Source organism: Streptomyces sp. IBSNAI002, from assembly GCF_052244475.1.
Classification (GTDB): Bacteria; Actinomycetota; Actinomycetes; order Streptomycetales; family Streptomycetaceae; genus Streptomyces.
In genome coordinates, this window is record NZ_JBQPXG010000002.1 from 7,818,169 (window position 1) to 7,835,528 (window position 17,360).

Genomic DNA, 17,360 nt, shown 5'->3' on the forward strand with positions numbered 1-17,360 from the left:
ATGGCGGAGCAACCCGGCACGCTGGAACGCCTGGCGGCCGAACTCGCCAACCTCGTCCGGTCGACCGGGGCCCTGCTCCGCGACGACCTCGTCATCGGAACCTTCGAATGCTTCGGCGTGCGCTTCCCACCGGCGTTCCTGACCGACGGCCGCATCACCCCGGCCCGCCGTACGGTCGCCGCCGCCACCACCGCCATCGACGGGCCCGAACGCCGGCTTCGCGACGCCGTCCGCTCCGGCACGGCCGCCGACATGACCACCGCCGCGCTCGAACTGGTCCAGCAGTGCGCCCGCGTACACGCCGCCCTGCCCGCGATCACCGCCGCGCTGCGCGCCTCCGGACCCGACCTGCCCGGCATCTCACAGCAGCAGATCGACGACCTCACCACCGACCTCGAGATCAAGCTCAGCAAGCTGTCCCTGGCCCAGGCGATGAACGCCTCCCCGCTGATGGCCGCCTGGTACACCCTCTTCGGGGTGCTGGAGCGGACCTACCACCCGGGAGAGCCCGCCACCGACCCCAGCCGCCCGCCCTACGAACGGCTCGACCTCTACCTGGAGCGGCTGCTGCCCGCCCTGTTCGACCCCGCCGGCCAGCTGCGGGAGCGGTACGGCTGGGGCACGCCCGCCTTCGACGCCGCGAAGCTCCTGGCCGTCCTGGAGACCGTACTGACGAGGACCGGGCTGCCCGCGCTGTTCGTCCCCGCCACCGCCACCACGCCGCCCCTGCTCCAGGCGCTCACCTTCGACATCACCCCCACCACCGACGGCGCGGGCCTCGGCGCCGAGGTGGTGCTGCGCGGCGAGGGCGACGTCACCCGCCCCGTCGAAGGGCTGCGGCCCGGCGTCTCGGGCACCCTCGGCGTCCGGGGCGTCCTGCCCACCGGAGCCACCGGCGAACTGCGGCCGTCCTTCGCCGTCAGCCTCGTACCCCCCGCCCCCGACCGCCCCGTCGAGGGACTGCTCACCATCGGGCTGGAGTCGCGGCCCGACCGGCCCATCGTGCTGCTCGGCCAGGCCGGGGGCAGCAGGCTGGAGATCGACGGATTCACCGTCACCGCCGGTCTCGCCCTCGCCGTCGACCCGGCCACCGGGCACGCGCACGGCGAGCCCCTCGCCGAGGCCGGGCTCACGGGCGGACGGCTGATCATCGACGCCTCCGCCGGCGACGGCTTCGTGTCCTCCGTGCTCTCCAGCGGGCGCCTGGAGGCCGGCTTCGATCTGGGGCTCGCCTTCTCACCCGGGACCGGCCTGCGCTTCACCGGCAGCGGCGGACTCGAAGTACGCATCCCCGTGCACATCGGGATCGGCCCCGTGGAGATCCGCGACATCCTCCTCGCCGCGCGCATCGGCGGAGGCACCGTCCCCGTCGAGCTCTCCGCCGGATTCACCGCCGCCCTCGGACCCGTGACCGCGACCGTCGAACGGATGGGCGTCGTCGCCGAGTTCTCCCTCCCGCCCGGCGGCGGCAACCTCGGACCCGCCCAGCTCGACTTCGCCTTCAAACCGCCCAGCGGCATCGGCCTGGTCGTGGACGCCGGCGTGGTCACCGGCGGCGGCTACCTCTTCGCCGACCCCGAGCGCGGCGAGTACGCGGGCGCCCTCGAACTGGACTTCGCCGGCCTGGTCGCGCTCAAGGCGGTCGGGATCATCGGCACCCGCATGCCCGACCGGCCGGGCGGCTTCTCCCTCCTCATCCTGATCACCACCGAGTTCGGCAACGGCGGCATCCAGCTCGGCTACGGGTTCACCCTCCTCGCCGTCGGCGGTCTCCTCGGCCTCAACCGCGGCATGAACCTGCGCGCGCTGGTGGAGGGCGTGGCCACCGGCCGCATCGACTCGGTGATGTTCCCGAAGGACGTCGTCGCCAACGCGCCGCGCATCGTCAGCGACCTGAACGCCTTCTTCCCGCCCGAACAGGGCACCTTCCTGATCGGGCCCATGGCGAAGATCGGCTGGGGCACACCCACGCTGATCAGCGTCTCGCTCGGGGTGATCATCGAGATCCCCGGCAACCTGGCCGTGCTCGGCGTCCTGCGGTGCGTCCTGCCGACCGAGCAGCTCCCGCTGCTCGTCATCCAGGTGGCGTTCATCGGCGCGGTCGAGTTCGACAAGTCCCAGCTGTGGTTCTTCGCCACCCTCTTCGACTCGCACATCCTGACCATGCCCATCGACGGCGGAATGGGGCTGCTCGTCTCCTGGGGCGACGACCCCCAGCTGGTGCTGTCCGTCGGCGGGTTCCACCCGTCGTACAAGGCTCCGCCGCTGCCCTTCCCGGTGCCCGACCGGCTGTCCATCGACATCCTCAACCAGCCCGGCCGGCTCATCCGCGTGTCCGGCTACTTCGCGGTCACCAGCAACACCGTCCAGTTCGGCGCCCGCGCCGAACTCCGCCTCGGATTCGAGGACTTCGGCATCGAAGGCCACCTCGGCTTCGACGCCCTCTTCCAGTTCTCCCCGTTCGCCTTCACCATCGACATCTGCGCCGGGGTCTCGCTCAAGGCCTTCGGGGTCGGCCTGTTCGGGATCGACCTGCGCTTCCGGCTCTCGGGGCCGACGCCGTGGCGGGCCCACGGCCGCGGTTCGATCTCGCTGCTCTTCTTCGAGATCTCCGCCGACTTCGACATCACCTGGGGCGAGGAACACACCACCACCCTGCCCCCCGTGGAGGTACTGCCGCTGCTGGAAGCCGAGTTCGGCAAGACCGAGGGGTGGGAGACCCGACTGCCCTCGGCGGCCGGCGGGGACCATCTGGTGACCCTGCGCACACTCCCCGAGGACGAGCATCTGGTCCTGCACCCGCTCGGCACCCTCTTCGTACGGCAGCGGGCGATCCCGCTCGGCATCCGCGTCGACCGCGTCGGCGCACAGCGGCCGAGCGACGGCAACCGTTTCCACGTCGCCCCCGACCCCGCCTGCGGGCTCGTCCAGCTTGCGCTCACCGGCGACAAGTTCGCCATGGCGCAGTTCCAGGACATGGACGACGCGGCCAAACTCTCCGCCTCGGGGTACGAGGACCAGGACGCCGGGATCGAACTCGGCACGGAGCGGGACGCGCTCGCCTCGGCCCGGGTGGTCCGGCGCAGCGCCCGCTACGAAGCCCACGTCTTCGACAGCACCGCACCGGCCGCCCGGGCGGCGGCCGCGGCCGCCACCGCACCGGCCGGCACGCGCCTGCGGTACCACGAGGTCAGCAGCGCGGTGTTCGACGGACTCCTCACCGGCAGCAGCACCAGCCGCTCCGCCCTGTCCCGGCGGGAGGCCCGGCTGCGCCGGCCCTACACGGCCGAGGACACCGCACGCGTGACCGGGCAGCGCTTCGTCATCGCCCACCTCCGCAACAACCTCCAGGCGTTCGCGCCCACCCCCGCCCTCGCGCGGGGCGCGTCGAGCTTCCGCAGCCGGACCGCGGCCGAGGACGCGCTCGACGCCTGGACCACCGCCGACGCACGGCTGGCGGGCCGGCTGCACGTCATCCCGGAGTCCGAGGCCGCGCCCCTGGCCGCGCCGGGGACCTGGACCGCGGCCGGTGACACCCCCGCCGCGGTACGGGCGACCGGAGCCGAAGCGGTCCGGCTCGGCTCCGGCGGCGTCCTCGTCGCGGGCGGCGCCGACGCCACCGGAGGCGCCCTGGCCACCGCCGCGCTGTTCGACCCGGTCGCCTTGGCCTGGGAGCAGCTGCCCCCGCTGCGCACGGCCCGGACCGGGCACACCGTCGTCCGGCTCGCCGACAACAGGGTCCTGGTGGCCGGCGGCCGGGACCGGGCGGGAGCGCCCCTGGCCTCCACCGAGCTCTACGATCCCGTGGCCCGCGCCTGGACCCCCGCCGGGGACCTGAACACCCCGCGCGGCGGCCACGCGGCGGTCCTGCTGCCCGGCGGCCGGGTCCTTGTCTGCGGGGGTACGGCCGAGCGGGGCGGGCACGGCGTCCGCACCCTGGCCGGCGCCGAACTCTTCGAACCGCGCACCGGGCTGTGGGACATCGCCCGGCCCATGGCCGACGCCCGCGCGGGCCACCGCGCGGTCCTGCTCCCCGGATCCGGCCGGGTCCTCGCCGTCGGCGGAGCCCTCGCCACCGGCGCCGGCGAAGTGGCCCTCGCCTACTGCGAGCTCTACGATCCGGCCACCGGCGACTGGGCACCGGCCGGAGCGCTCGCCACGGGCCGCAAGGGCCACGAGGCGACGGTCCTCGCCGACGGCTCCGTCCTCGTGACGGGGGGCGACGCGACCGGGCTGCCCGCCGCACCCCGCTTCGGCCGGGCCCCGCTCGCCACCGCCGAACGCTACGCACCCGGCGCCGGCACCTGGAGCCAGGCGCCGCCCATGCCGGCCGGGCGCAGCCGCCACCGCGCCCTCCTGCTGCGCTCGGGCCTGGTGCTGGTCACCGGCGGCGCGCACGGCCCGGACGGCGCCGCCGGGTTCCGCGGCACCCTGCTCCACGACCCGGCCACCGGGACCTGGCGGGCCACCGGCGCCCTGGCCACCGGCCGCCACGACTTCGCCGCCGTGGAGCTGTCCGACGGCCGGGTGCTGGCGGTCGGCGGAGTCGTCAGGTCCGGCCCCGCGGCCCCCGGGGACCCCCCGGTCACCTCCGCCACCACCGAGATCCACACGCCGTGAACCGCGCGGCGCGCGGCGCGTACGACGCACCCACCACGGAGGGTTCCACGCCATGACCAGTCCCACTGCGGCGGCGGCCACCGGAAGCTGGAAGAAGACCGGCGACCTGCCGTCGGCGGCCAGCTGGCACGGGCAGCACGACGGCCCGGTCCTCCTCGACGGGAGAAGGGTCTTCGTCGCGGGCGGCGCCGACGCCAAGGGCTCCGCCGTGGACAAGGCCGCGCTCTACGATCCGGCCGCGGAGAAGTGGAAGGCCGCCAAGCCGATGCGCTTCCCGCGCCGGCACCACACCGTGACCCGGCTGGACAACGGCAGCATCCTGGTCGTCGGCGGCACGAGCGCCCCCGGCCGGATCGCCCCCGCCCTGGCCTCCGTGGAGGTGTACGACCCCGCCCACGACACCTGGACGGCGGTCGACGACCTGCACCAGGCACGGTGGGGGCACAGCGCGGTCCTGCTCGACGACAAGACGGTCCTGGTGGCGGGCGGTGTGGCCACCCGCTCCGGCGATTCCCTGGGGGCCCTGCGCACGGCCGAGATCTACCACGCCGACACCGGCAAGTGGACCGTCGCCACCGAGATGAACGACGCCCGGACCGGCCACGGAGCCGTGCTGTTCAAGGGTGGCCAGGTGCTGGTCTGCGGCGGCACCGCACCGGTCTCCGGACCGGCGGACGCGGCACTGGCCTTCTGCGAGCTGTACAACCCGGCGACCAAGACGTGGACGCCCACGGGCAGCATGTCGGCGCGGCGCAGCGGCCACCGGACCGTACGGGCCTCCGACACCACGGCCCTCGTGGTCGGCGGCGCGCTGCCCGGCACCCCGGGAGACGGCACCTTCGACCCGTACCACGCGCTGACGGCCGAGCGGTTCGACCTGGCGCGCGGCCAGTGGACGCCGCTCCCGCCGCTGCCCGGCCGCGGGCGCGAGGCCCACCGGGTGGTGCCGCTCGGCACCGGCTCGTTCCTGCTGGTCGGCGGGACCGGGGACGCGACCGACGGGATCGGCTACCAGAACACGCTGCTGGTCGACGCCGCCACGGGAGCCGCCGTACCCGCGGCCGTGCCCGCCGCCGGCCGGTGGGCGTTCTCCGCCATCGCCCTCGACGGGGACGAGATCCTGGTCACCGGCGGCACCCTGCGGTCGGGGCTGGCCGCCGCCACCCTGGACCAGGACGAACTCACCGCCACCACCGAGGTGTTCGGTCCGGCCGGGAGCCTCACGTGACCGCGAACGCGTACTCCTTCCTGCCCTGGCTGCGCGCCGGGATCGCCACGAAGATCAGCGAACCGCCCGGTGAGGAACGCGCCACCATCGACGTGGTGCTGAACGTGACCGGCGAGCGCGGCGGACCCGGCCGTCCCGTCCGCCGTCCCGTCCAGCTGTACGGCCCCGGCGACATCGTGGGCGTGGACCCGCGCGCCGTCTCCCGCGTCGAACCGCGCGACGGCGTCACCGACACCGAACCCAACTACCTGGCCCACATCGAGTTCTACCCCGAGGACTTCCTCTGGCGGTACAGCCCGGACGTGCCCGATCCCGACACCGGCAGGCTGCGGCCGTGGCTCGCGCTGGTCGTCCTCGAGGGCCCCGCGGACTCCGGCGCGCCCGGCGAGTTCGAGGAGGGGCCGCCGCTGCCCGGCCGGCCCCTGCCGTACATCGCCGTCGCCGACCCGGCCGCCTCCCTGCCGCCCGCCGGACAGCTCGGCGCCTGGGCCCACGTCCACGTCAACGGCGCGCTGGACGGTCCGCTCGTCTCGGAGCAGTCCGACATGCCCGGCGCGCTGGCCCGGCTGCGCGAGGTCCTGCACACCGATCCGGACCAGGCCTGCTCCCGGCTGATCTGCCCGCGGCACCTCGAACCGAACACGCCCTACCACGCCTTCCTGGTACCGGCGTTCGAGACGGGACGGCTGGCCGGGACCGGGGCCGAGATCCCCGACGGCACGTCCGCCACCCTCGCCGCGTGGGGGCCCGGCCGGGCCGGACTGCACCTGCCGTACTACCACCGCTGGTCCTTCCGTACGGGACCGGCCGGCGACTTCGAGCACCTGGTGCGGCAGCTCCTGCCCAAGCGGCCCGATCCACGGGTCACCCGGCGCGACGTCGACGTACTGCGGCCCGGCACTGGCCTGCCGCCCATCGACGCGCCGGCGGGGCTCGGCGGGGTCCTCAGGCTGGGCGGTGCACTGAAGATCCCCGGCCGCGTACCGGACGTGTGGGACGACTGGGACGGACGTTCCACCGCCCCGCCCCCGCAACGCCCGTACCCCCACCCCTTCCAGGAAGCACTGGCCGGGCTGGTCAACCTCGCCGACGACTACCTGCGCCGCACACCGGCCGAGGCACACCGGGAGCTCGCCGCCCGCCTGGCCCCGACCGGAACGGCGGACGCCGAGCCGCCGCAGGTCGACCCGGTCATCACCCCGCCCCTGTACGGGCGCTGGCACGCACGAACGGCCCGGCTGCTGACCGACGACAGCGGCACCCCGCTGCCCGCGCCCGTGAACCGGAACTGGGTGCACCGGCTGAACCTGGACCCCCGCTTCCGCATCGCCGCGAACTTCGGCGCCCAGGTGGTGCGGGCCCGCCAGGAGGAGTTCATGGCGGCCGCCTGGCAGCAGGTGGGCGACGTACTGACCGCCAACCACCTCATCCGGGCCGCCCAGCTGGCACGCGAGGTCGGGCACTCCCTCCAGGGCAAGCACCTGCCCGCCCTGCCCCCGGCCGGCGGCGGCGCACGCGCCGCGGCCGCGATCGTGGCGGCGGAGTCCGGCCGGGCCCTGCGCCTGACGGCGCCCGCGAACTTCCGGGTGCGGACGGCCGGCGCGCCCCGGCACGGAGCGGCGGCGGGCAACGGCGGGCCGCCGGCCTCCGCTCTGCCGGTCGCCGTCGGACACCAGGTGGCCACCAGCCGGGTCGCCTCCGCCCCGCTGTCGCCCGAGATGCGCCGCATGATGCGCCCGGGGTCCCGGCTGATGCGCGCCCTGTTCCCGGACGGGCCGTCACTGCTCGCCGGCACGGAGCCGCCGGACGCGCTCGTACCCAAGATGGACCGGGCCACGGGGGCGGTCACCGCCGCGCCCGCCAAGGGCACCCCGTCCGCGCTCGTGACCCCCAAGGACCTCGCGGACGTCCTCCACCCGGGCGCGCCGCCGCCCGGCGAGGACCCGGAGGCGGAACTGCCCACCTGCGGGGCGTTCCGCGTCAGCCTGCCCGCCGAGGGCTTCGTCCCCGAGCCCGGCGGCCCCGACAGCAGGGAAGCGGAACGGTTCAAGGCGGGACTGCGGGAGATCCGGCTCGGCCTGCGGGCCGCGGAAGCCGGAGCCCGCGACGGCACCCGCGAGCCGCTCGGCGTGGTCGACGCGGGCAAGGCCATGCTCACCGGACTCCAGGCCGACACCACCGTGCCGCGGAACCTGCTCGCGGAGGTCCGGCTGCCCGGCCGGCTCACCCCGTTCGCCACGCGGTTCATGGAGGTGATGGCCCATCCGGTCATCGACCTGCCCATGTACCGGGCCCTGGTGGACAAGTCCGTGGACACCTTCGTACCCAACCTGGGCCTGGTTCCCCCGAACTCCATCACCCTGCTGTCGCCGGACCAGGAGTTCATCGAGGCGTACCTCGTCGGACTCAACCACGAGATGGCCCGCGAGCTGCTGTGGCGGGAGTACCCCACCGACCAGCGGTGCAGCGTCTTCCGGCAGTTCTGGGATCCGCGGGCCGCCCTCCCGCAGCCCGGCGAGGGCCCGGACGAGCGCCGGGAGCGCCTGTACGACATCCCGGCGATCGACACCTGGGCCCCGGAGTCGGAGCTGGGCGCCCACGACCACCGGGACAAGGAGAGCGGAGGCACCGGAGCCGAGGAGGACCTGGTCCTCGTCATCCGCGGCGAACTGCTGCGCAAGTACCCGACGGCCGTGGTGTACGCGCACCGCGCCGACTGGGCGCGCGACGACGACGGCACCGAACACCGGGACCGGGAACGGGTCCTGGCCCCGGTCCCGGACGGCGAGCGGCCGCCCCCGCACCTGGTGCGCCTGCCCGTCTTCGAGGCGAAGGTCGAGCCCGACATCACCCTCCTCGGCTTCGACCTGACCCCCACCGAGGCCAGGGGCGGGCGACCCGTCGACCCCGGCTGGTTCTTCGTCATCCAGGAGCGGCCCGGGGACCCCCGGTTCGGGGCGGACGAGGTCCCGGCCGGCCCGCTGGAGGTGTGGAACGACCTCTCCTGGCCCGACGTGGCCCCGCCCGGCGCCCGTTTCATCACCCTCGACCCGGGCGCGGAGCTGCCGCTCGAGCCCTTCGACGGGTCCGAGGACGACGCGGAGAAGACCGAGCAGCGCCGGGAGGACACCCGGCTGCCGCCCTGGTCGGGCCGGCTCGGCTCCGCCGACCTCGCCTACATGCTCTTCCAGGCGCCCGTCCTGGTCGCCGTACACGCACAGGAGATGCTGCTCGATGCCCGACCCGCTGAGTGACGAGTACCCCGTGCTGCTCGGGCCCGTACGCATCGAGACCCGGTTCACCGCCACCGAACTGCTGGTGCGCGTCTTCCCCGACGAATGGCAGATCGACGCCTTCGAACCACTGCCCGGCGAGGCCGAGTTCTCCGCCCTGACCGCCTACTGGACGGCGCTGTGGCGGGCCGCGGGGGACCGCGCCGCCGAGGAGGCGGCCTGGCACGAGCTGACCGGGCGGGTCGCCCCGGGCCGCGCGCTCTGGCTCCGGGACCGGCACGGCCCCGCCGACCCCGGAGGCAAACCGGCGAACCTGCCGGCACAGACCACCGTGCTGGTCGTCACCACCGCCGTCGCCCTGCCGGCGGACGACCGGCGCCCGACCGCCGACTACTGGACCGCCGTCTGGCGGGCCCACGGCGACCGGGTCCGGATCCGCGCCGCCGAAGCCGCGCTGCTCGCCGCCGTGGGCGCGGCGCGCGCCCGAGCCGTCCGGGGCCGACCGCCCGCCGGCATCGAGGAGGCACCGCTGCGCGCCTCCGACGGGGTGGTCGTGGCCTTCCTCGTCGTCCCGCGTCCGGCCCGGCTCAGCGCGGACTCCTGGACCCGCCCCGCCCGGGCCGGACTGCTGCCGGACCGCTTCGTCTTCCTCGGCTGGGCGGGCGGCGAACTCGTACTGAACGAGACCGGCGAGCCCGTCCCCGAGGAACTGGCGGTCAGCCCCGACCCGGGCGCCGAGGACCAGCTGAAGATCGACCCGCGGGACGGGACCCTGAACGTCCCGGCCGACCTGCTCTGGCTCACCGGCTTCACACGGGCGGTCGAGCTCGGCATGGGACTGCGCTTCCGCCTGGACGAGCGGACCCAGGGAGGCCTGGACCGGCTGCTCGTACTCGGACTGCGCAGGCGGCAGGGCCCCGAGGCCTCGGCCGAGGCCCTGGCCGGACTGATCGGGAGGCAGCTGCGCAGCCCGGCCGGCTTCGGCCTCGTACCGCAGGGCACGCCCACCAACAACACCGAGCAGGCGCCCGCCGGACAGGGCGCGCGGCGCGAGGAGGCGGCCGGACTGCGCGCCGCGTTCGCCGCCGGACCGCCCGAGGACGACGCGGGCGACTGGACGACCCGGACCGACGGCCGGTGGCTCACCGACCTCCTCGGCATCGACCCGGCCGCCCTGGACGGCGTCCCGCACGCGGACGGCACCGACCTGCGCGACGCGCGGGCGGCCAACACCGCCCTGTGGCCGTCGACCTGGGGCGACTACCTGCGCACCGCCCTGCATCCGCTCATCGCGGAGGACGACGTGGAACGGACCCGCGCCTTCTTCGTGCGGTACGTCTCGGCCCGCGGCCCGCTGCCCGTCGTCAGGATCGGCAGGCAGCCGTACGGAATCCTGCCCACCACCTCCTTCGAACGGCTGGCCTGGCCGTCCGACGCCACCGGAGCCCACCGGACCGCGCTGCACCGGCTGCTGGAGACCCTGGCGGCGGACTGGACGGAAGCGGCGGCCGAGGTGCCCCGCCTCACCTCGGGCAGCGCGGACCCGCACCAGCGGCTGCTGGACATCCTGGCGCTGCACCCGTCCTCCGCCGAGTACCACCAGCGCTACGCACGGAGCGTCGCCGACCTCTACAACCAGGAGAACCTCGCGGGGCACGGCCCGGCCGTCACGGCCGCGCTGGAGGACCCGCTGCACATGCCGCAGCCGATCCGCGCCCTGCTGGCCCGGCTCGGCTACGAGGTCCGGCCCCCGGGAGGGCCGGCCCGACCGGAACCCGAGCTGATGGGGCGGCTGTTCGACGGGACCCCGTACCGGCTGCTGGGACCGCTCGTCGACGGCCGGCCGCTCAGCGAGGACCGCGCGCTGCCGCCCTGCACGGCGGCGCCGGACCACCTGAACTACCTCCAGTGGCTGGCCCGGTACGGGCGGACCGACCTCGACCGGATCCGCCTGGAGGACGGCTTCGAGGGCTCCCGGCCGCCGGCGGCGCTGCTGTACCTGCTGCTGCGGCACGCCGTGCTGCTCGGCTGGGAGGAGGCCGCCTGGCGGCTGGCGGCGGCCGCGGGCCGGGCGCCGGCCCCGATCACCGAGCCGCCGTTCGTCCACATCAGGACCCGCCGGGCCGGTGAGGCGCAGGACCCGCCGAGCGAGAGCCGCTACCGGCGGCTGTACGCGCCCGACGAGGACGTCACCGGCAGCGGCGACCCCGGTCTGCTCGTGCACCGGTTCATCCCGGACGTCCTCGGCAGCCATCCGGCGACGGCCCGGCTCGACGAGCAGCTGAGGGCCGTCGGCCTGCTGTCCGCCGTCCCCACCGCCCGGCTGGAGCGGGTGCTCGCCGAACACCTGGACTGTGCGAACCACCGGCTGGACGCGTGGCGGCTGGGCCTGGCCAACGAGCGGCTGGCGGAACTGCGGTACGGGCCGGGCGGTGGCTCCGACGGCACCGGTCCGGCGCGCCGCGGGATCCATCTGGGCTGCTACGGCTGGCTGGAGGAAGTCCGCCGCCGCCCCGTCCCGCGCGCGCGGCACGCCGTACCCCCCGGGCTCACCGCGGTCTTCGGAACCGATCCGGTGGAACGCGACCCGGACAACGGGGGCTACGTCCACGCCCCGTCCCCGGCCCAGGCCCGCACCGCGGCCGTCCTGCGGGCCGGCTACCTCGCCAACGGCTCGCGCGACGGCACGGGTTCCTTCGCGGTGAACCTCTCCTCCGAACGGGTGAGGACGGCCCTCACGCTCCTCGACGGACTGCGCCAGGGCCAGTCGCTCGGCGCCCTGCTCGGCTACCGCTTCGAGAAGGGGCTGCACGAGCGGCGGCTCCCCACGGGCACCCTGGACAAGTTCCTCCCCGCCCTGCGCGGCGCGTTCCCGCTGCGCGCGGGCCGGCTGTCCGACGTGGTCCCCGGCCCCGGGGTCCCGCTGGACGTGGTCGAGGCGCGCAACGTCGTCGACGGCCTGGAACTGGTCCGGCGCGCCACCCGTGCACCCGCCGCCCCCGAGTACCCGTTCGGCGCCGAGCACCTGCCGCCCGCCACCCTCGACGAGGGCCGCGCCCTGAACGAGGAGGTACGCCGCCTGCTCGACGTCCACGACGCGCTGGCCGACCTCGCGGTGGCCGAGGCGGCCCACCAGGCGCTGTCCGGCAACACCGAGCGGGCCTCGGCCACCCTCGACGCCTACGCCAAGGACGGGCTGCCGCCCGACCCGGAGGTGGTGGCGACCCCGCGCAGCGGAGTGACGCTCACCCACCGGTTCGGCCTCCAGCTGACCGCCGGGCTGGACGTGGGCCACGTACCGCCGCTGTACTTCGGCGACGGGCCGCGCGCGAAGGCGGAGCCCGCGGTCAACGACTGGCTGCCGGCGCTGCTGCCCCCGCAGAAGGACCTCGCCGTACTCGTCACCTGGACCGACCCGGCCGGCCGGCGGCCGCGCAGCAGGGTCGTCACCATGCACGACCTGCGCCTCCAGCCCATCGACCTGCTCTGGGCGGTGCGCCCCGCGGGCGAGGCCGCCAAGAGCGACCTCGACGACCGGATCATCGGGGTCGTGGTGAACGAGGAACGGCCGCGCCCGGACTGCCAGCTGACGATCCGCTACACCGAACGCGTACCGGACAAGATCAGCTTCTTCGAGGTCGCGCCGCTGGTGGACGCCCTGCGCACCCTGCTCACCACGGCCCGCCCGCTGCGGCCCACCGACCTGATGGCCGCAGCCGGACCCGAAGGCGCCGACCGGTCCGCCGACGAGGCTGTCTCGCTGCCGAGGGAGCGGCCCGCGGCCGTCCGCGCGGCACTGGCGGCCCTGGGCCGGGAGACCGCCGAGCTGACCGCCGACCTGGCACGGCTGTACCCGGCCGCGCCCGCGCCGCCGCTGCGCGCCGAGGTGCTCGACCGGATCGACGTACTCCTGTCCCGCTGCGCCGCGCTCACCACCACGGCGGGCGGTTTCGGGATGGTGCGCAGCGGCTGGGGCGAGCTGACCGAATGGCGCCGGGGCGTCTACGCGGAGGTGCTGGCCGCGGTCGCCGTCGCCGCGAAGCGCATGCGCGGGGCACTGACCGAGGCGGACGGACTGCTCGGGCGGTACGACGACCTGCCGCCCGCCGCCTCCGACGAGCAGCGCTTCGCGCTGCTGGAGACGGCCGAGCGGCTGTTGACCACCACCCCGACCAGCCCGCGCCCGGAGAGCCCCGCCCTGCTGTGGGCCCTGGTCAGGAACGCGCGGGCGGCCTTCGACGACCGGCTGACGGACCTGGAGGGGGAGGCGCGCACCGCGCAGACCACCCTGAGCGGGCTGCTGGCCGAGGTGGGACGGCTGCTGCCGCTGGACGACGTCGACCCGGTGGGCCTGGACCTCCTGCCCTTCGGGGACCGGATCGTGGCGTACGGACGTGAGCTGCTCGAGCGCTCCCGGGCCCTGGGCCGGGAGGCCGACGAACGGCTCGGCGCCGCGGACCCGGCGCTCACGGCGTACGACGCGGCGGTGACCGGCCCGGACCGGGTGCGGGCCGCGACCGACGCGCTCAAGGCGCTGCTGGGGCAGGACGTGCTGGTGGTACCGGAGTTCACCCCTTCGCAGGAGCTGGCCGCCGGATGGCGCCGGGCCCGTGCCGACAGCGAGGCGCTGACCGCGCATCTGAGGTCGGACTTCGACCGGGACTTCCCGGTCGACGACTGGGCGCACGGCATCGCGCGCGTACGGGAGAAGCCGCGGCTTTGGGAGAAGGCCGTGGTGCTCGGGGACGCGCTGCGCGGGCCGGGCGGGCTGATGAGCGATGTCGCCGGCTGGCAGGAGCCGAGGCTGACGCCGGTGCAGCTGCCGTACCGGACCGGGGACCACTGGCTGGCCATGGAGTTCAAGGCGGGCACCGAGATCAAGGAGGACCGGGTGCTGTTCACCGCGCACTGCACCCCCGAGCCGCTGCTGGAGACCCGGCGCTGCGGGCTGCTGTTCGACGAGTGGACGGAGGTGGTGCCCGCCGTCCGGGAGACCACCGGGATCGCCGTCCACTTCGACCGTCCCGGCTCGGAGCCGCCGCAGTCGATGCTGCTGGTCGTACCCCCGGTGCGGACGGGCGCCTGGCGCGAGGACGACCTGGTGGCGGCGGTCACCGAGACCTTCGGACTGGCACGGGCACGGGCGGTGGAACCGGCCCACCTCGACGGCACGGCGTACGCGCAGCTGCTCCCGGCCACCGTGCTGCCGGCAGCCCGGCAGCCGATCACGCTGACGACCGATCTGGCGCTGTGCAACCTGCGGGGGAAGGCCGATGAGTGAGATGAACGGGCCCGGCACGCCCGACGCTTCGGGCGAGATCAGGATCGAGCGGCTGCGCGAAGCCCTGGACGGACGGGGCGCGCCCACGGTGGGCGTGTGGAACCGGCTGGAGGGCCGGCCGCGGACCACGGACTTCGACCGGGCCCTGCGGGTGGAGGTGCGCGACCCGCTGTGGATGCTGACCCGGCAGTGGCAGCTCGGGGAGTTCCGGGCCGAGGACGCCGGGTCTCCGGTGACGGCCACCTACTCCGTGGCCGTCACCGCCCCGTCGCGGATCCGGCCGGCGGACGGCGCGGTGGAGGCGCTGCCGTCGGACCGGCCGCTGGAGGCGGTCGCGGAGCGGCGGGAGCTGCCGTTCGCGTTCGGTGCGGAGGCCGTGTCCTTCGACTGGCGGCTGGCGATCGGCCGCCGCTGGCTGAAACTGGTCGCCACCAGCGACTGGGTGAACGCGGTCAGCCTGAACGCGCGCAGGGAGTACGTCGCCCGCTACCCGATCGCCCTGCCCGATCCGCGGTCGCGGACGGAGGCGGACGTGCACCGGGTGGCGCACCCCGAGGTGTGGTCGGCGTTCCAGGCGGTCGCGGGGCGCCGGATGGACGGGTACGCGTTCTACCGGCACCTCAAGGACGGCCGGCCGGCGTACGAGGGCATCAGCGGACTGTTGGACCTGCACCGGGAGGAACTGGTCAGGCTCGGCGGGCGGCTGGTGCGCTGGTTCGAGGAGCTCGTCGACCAGCCGTCGGAGGATCCGCAGCGGCGGCGCCCCAACGCGGCCTGGGACGCCGCCCGGCTCGAACACCGCTTCTCCGTGCGCCTGGACGGCGTGGGCGGCGGACCGGAGCAGGTGCTGACCGCGCCCGAGTACCCGGGCGGGACGCTGGACTGGCACGCCTTTTCGGTCGGCGCGGCGGCGGAAGCGGAGCCGCCGGAGCCGCCGGAGGCGGTCGTGGACGCCGAGCCGCGGGTGGTGAACCGTACGGTCTTCCCGGCCCCGGTCCGCTACTCCGGGATGCCGCTGCCCCGGTGGTGGGCGGTGGAGGACGGCCGGACCAACTTCGCCGCGGTACGCCCGGACAGCACCGACCTGGCCCGGCTGATCTTCCTGGAGTTCGCGCTCGTCTACAGCAACGACTGGTTCATGCTGCCCTGCGATCTGCCGGCCGGGAGCCTGGCCTCGATCCGGGGCCTGACGGTCACCGACGTGTTCGGGGAGCAGCAGTGGATCGAGCCGGCCGAGTCGGGTGATTCGGGCGATTCGGGCGGCTCGGGCGGCTCGGGCGACTCGGGCGGCGGGAGCGGCGGAGCTGCCCGGCCCTGGTCGCTGTTCTCCCTCAACACCCTGCGGAAGACGGGCGACGACGCGGTGGACGGACCCGGTCCGGGTCTGCTGCTGCCGGCGAGCGTCCCGAAGGTCGCGGAGGGCCCGGTGCTGGAGGAGGTGGCGCTCATCCGGGACGAAATGGCCAACATGGTGTGGGGCGTCGAGCGGACCGTGACCCTCGCGCACGGCGAGGCCCGTCGGGGGAGCGAGGCCGCGGCCGAGGTCCTCGCCCACCGGCTGCGCCTGCACCCGCGGCAGCCGCCCGCCGCCCCGGCGGCGCCGGAGGCGTACACGGCGATGAGCTCGGTACCGGAGAACTGGATCCCCTTCATCCCCGTGCACGTGCCCGGCCAGAACCGCGACATCCGGCTCCAGCGCGCGGCCATGCCGAGCGCCGTCGGAGACGACCGGCTCGTCCGTCCGCGCACCTCGCTGCTGCGCGAGGGGTACGACGCGGGACGGCAGTACTTCGTCCACGAGGAGGAGGTCCCGCAGGCCGGCACCAAGGTCACCCTCGCCTACAACCGCACCCGCTGGCACGACGGCCGCGTCGCCCTCTGGCTGAGCGCCCGCACCCACGCGGGCCGCGGCGAGGCCTCCAGCGGCCTGTCCTTCGACTACCTCGCCGACACCCGTCCGACCGGGGCGGGGTGAGGCCGTGCCGCGGGCGCCCGCCGCCCGCCGCCCGGCGGCCGGTCCCGCCCCGGGTGTCAGTCGACGACCGCGGTGGCTTCGATCTCCACGAGGTGCTCGGGTACGTCCAGCGTCGCCACGCCCAGGAGGCTGGCCGGGGGTGTCGCGGTGACGCCGAGCTTCGTGAACGCCCGGGTGATCCCCTCCATGAGCAGGGGCATCTTGTCCGGGGTCCAGTCGACGACGTAGACGGTCAGCTTCGCGATGTCCGCCACGGAGGCGCCGACCTCGGCCAGGGCGGCCGCGACGTTGAGGTAGCTCTGCTCGACCTGAGCGGCGAGGTCGCCCTCGCCGACCGTCACGCCGTCGGCATCCCAGGAGACCTGGCCCGCGACGAAGACGAGCCTGGAGCCGGTCGCGACGGACACCTGCCGGTAGGCGTCGACCTTCGGCAGTCCACTGGGGTCGACCAGGGTGATGGGCATGCTGCCTCCTTGCTCACGAGAGCGTTTCGCTCTCTTGTGGTTACTCAGGAACCGTAGGAGAGTGGTCGCTGACATGGAAGAACGCACTTTTAAGTGACTGGGGAACCAGATGGTGACCAAGCAGTTCAAGGGCTCGCCCGACGACGCGGACGTGCGGCGCGCGGACTCCCTGGGGCGGGAGATCTTCTCCGACGTCGCCAACAAGTGGGCGCTCCTGATCATCGAGGCCCTGGGGGAGGGCACCCTGCGCTTCGGCGAGCTGCGGGGCGAGATCGAGGGCATCAGCCACAAGATGCTGACCCAGAACCTGCGCATGCTGGAGCGCAACGGCCTGGTCGAGCGCACGGTGCACCCGGTGGTGCCGCCGCGGGTCGAGTACACCCTCACCGAGCCGGGCCAGGCCCTGCGGGTGACGATCGACGGGCTGTGCGACTGGACCCACCGGTACATCGGTCACATCGACGCCGCCCGCCACCGCTTCGCGGGCGGCCCGGCACAGGCCTCCTAGGCCGGCCGGGCCGCCGCTCTGCGGTCAGGACGAGGGCAGGGTCCGGTCAGG

General features: G+C 74.9%; 7 protein-coding genes. 6 read left to right on the forward strand and 1 reads right to left on the reverse strand.

What is annotated here, in order from left to right:
• Genes ACTVZO_RS36225 through ACTVZO_RS36245 form a run of 5 tightly spaced genes read left to right on the forward strand, consistent with a single transcriptional unit; the run spans position 1 to position 16,337 of the window.
• Complete coding sequence (locus ACTVZO_RS36225) at positions 1–4,620, forward strand: DUF6603 domain-containing protein (protein WP_443302376.1); 4,620 nt, start codon at positions 1–3, stop codon at positions 4,618–4,620.
• 52 nt (positions 4,621–4,672) lie between these two features.
• On the forward strand, positions 4,673–5,848 hold the full coding sequence (locus tag ACTVZO_RS36230; RefSeq protein WP_443302377.1) for a Kelch repeat-containing protein: 1,176 nt from the start codon (positions 4,673–4,675) through the stop codon (positions 5,846–5,848).
• A complete protein-coding gene (locus tag ACTVZO_RS36235) occupies positions 5,845–9,102 on the forward strand; it encodes a hypothetical protein (protein ID WP_443302378.1) in 3,258 nt (1,085 codons plus the stop codon). The genes ACTVZO_RS36230 and ACTVZO_RS36235 overlap by 4 nt, the downstream gene beginning before the upstream one ends.
• Positions 9,083–14,362, forward strand: a complete 5,280-nt coding sequence (locus ACTVZO_RS36240; protein WP_443302379.1) for a hypothetical protein — start codon at positions 9,083–9,085, stop codon at positions 14,360–14,362. Before ACTVZO_RS36235 ends, ACTVZO_RS36240 begins: the two co-directional genes overlap by 20 nt.
• Entirely contained in the window at positions 14,355–16,337 is a 1,983-nt protein-coding gene (locus tag ACTVZO_RS36245) for a hypothetical protein (protein ID WP_443302380.1), read from the forward strand. Before ACTVZO_RS36240 ends, ACTVZO_RS36245 begins: the two co-directional genes overlap by 8 nt.
• Before the next feature lie 56 nt (positions 16,338–16,393).
• Here the strand turns inward: ACTVZO_RS36245 and ACTVZO_RS36250 are convergent, their stop codons facing one another.
• Complete coding sequence (locus tag ACTVZO_RS36250; RefSeq protein ID WP_443302381.1) at positions 16,394–16,801, reverse strand: RidA family protein; 408 nt, start codon at positions 16,799–16,801, stop codon at positions 16,394–16,396.
• A gap of 109 nt (positions 16,802–16,910) precedes the next feature.
• On the opposite strand from ACTVZO_RS36250, the gene ACTVZO_RS36255 reads away from it, so the two are divergent.
• Positions 16,911–17,309, forward strand: a complete 399-nt coding sequence (locus ACTVZO_RS36255; protein WP_443302383.1) for a winged helix-turn-helix transcriptional regulator — start codon at positions 16,911–16,913, stop codon at positions 17,307–17,309.
• Positions 17,310–17,360: the final 51 nt, after the last annotated feature.

Excerpts from the sequence above, each read along its gene's own strand:
- ACTVZO_RS36225 (WP_443302376.1), top strand. The coding sequence starts at position 1 with ATGGCGGAGCAACCCGGCACGCTGGAACGCCTGGCGGCCGAACTCGCC.
- ACTVZO_RS36230 (WP_443302377.1), top strand. The coding sequence starts at position 4,673 with ATGACCAGTCCCACTGCGGCGGCGGCCACCGGAAGCTGGAAGAAGACC.
- ACTVZO_RS36240 (WP_443302379.1), top strand. The coding sequence starts at position 9,083 with ATGCCCGACCCGCTGAGTGACGAGTACCCCGTGCTGCTCGGGCCCGTA.
- ACTVZO_RS36245 (WP_443302380.1), top strand. The coding sequence starts at position 14,355 with ATGAGTGAGATGAACGGGCCCGGCACGCCCGACGCTTCGGGCGAGATC.
- ACTVZO_RS36250 (WP_443302381.1), bottom strand. The coding sequence starts at position 16,801 with ATGCCCATCACCCTGGTCGACCCCAGTGGACTGCCGAAGGTCGACGCC.
- ACTVZO_RS36255 (WP_443302383.1), top strand. The coding sequence starts at position 16,911 with ATGGTGACCAAGCAGTTCAAGGGCTCGCCCGACGACGCGGACGTGCGG.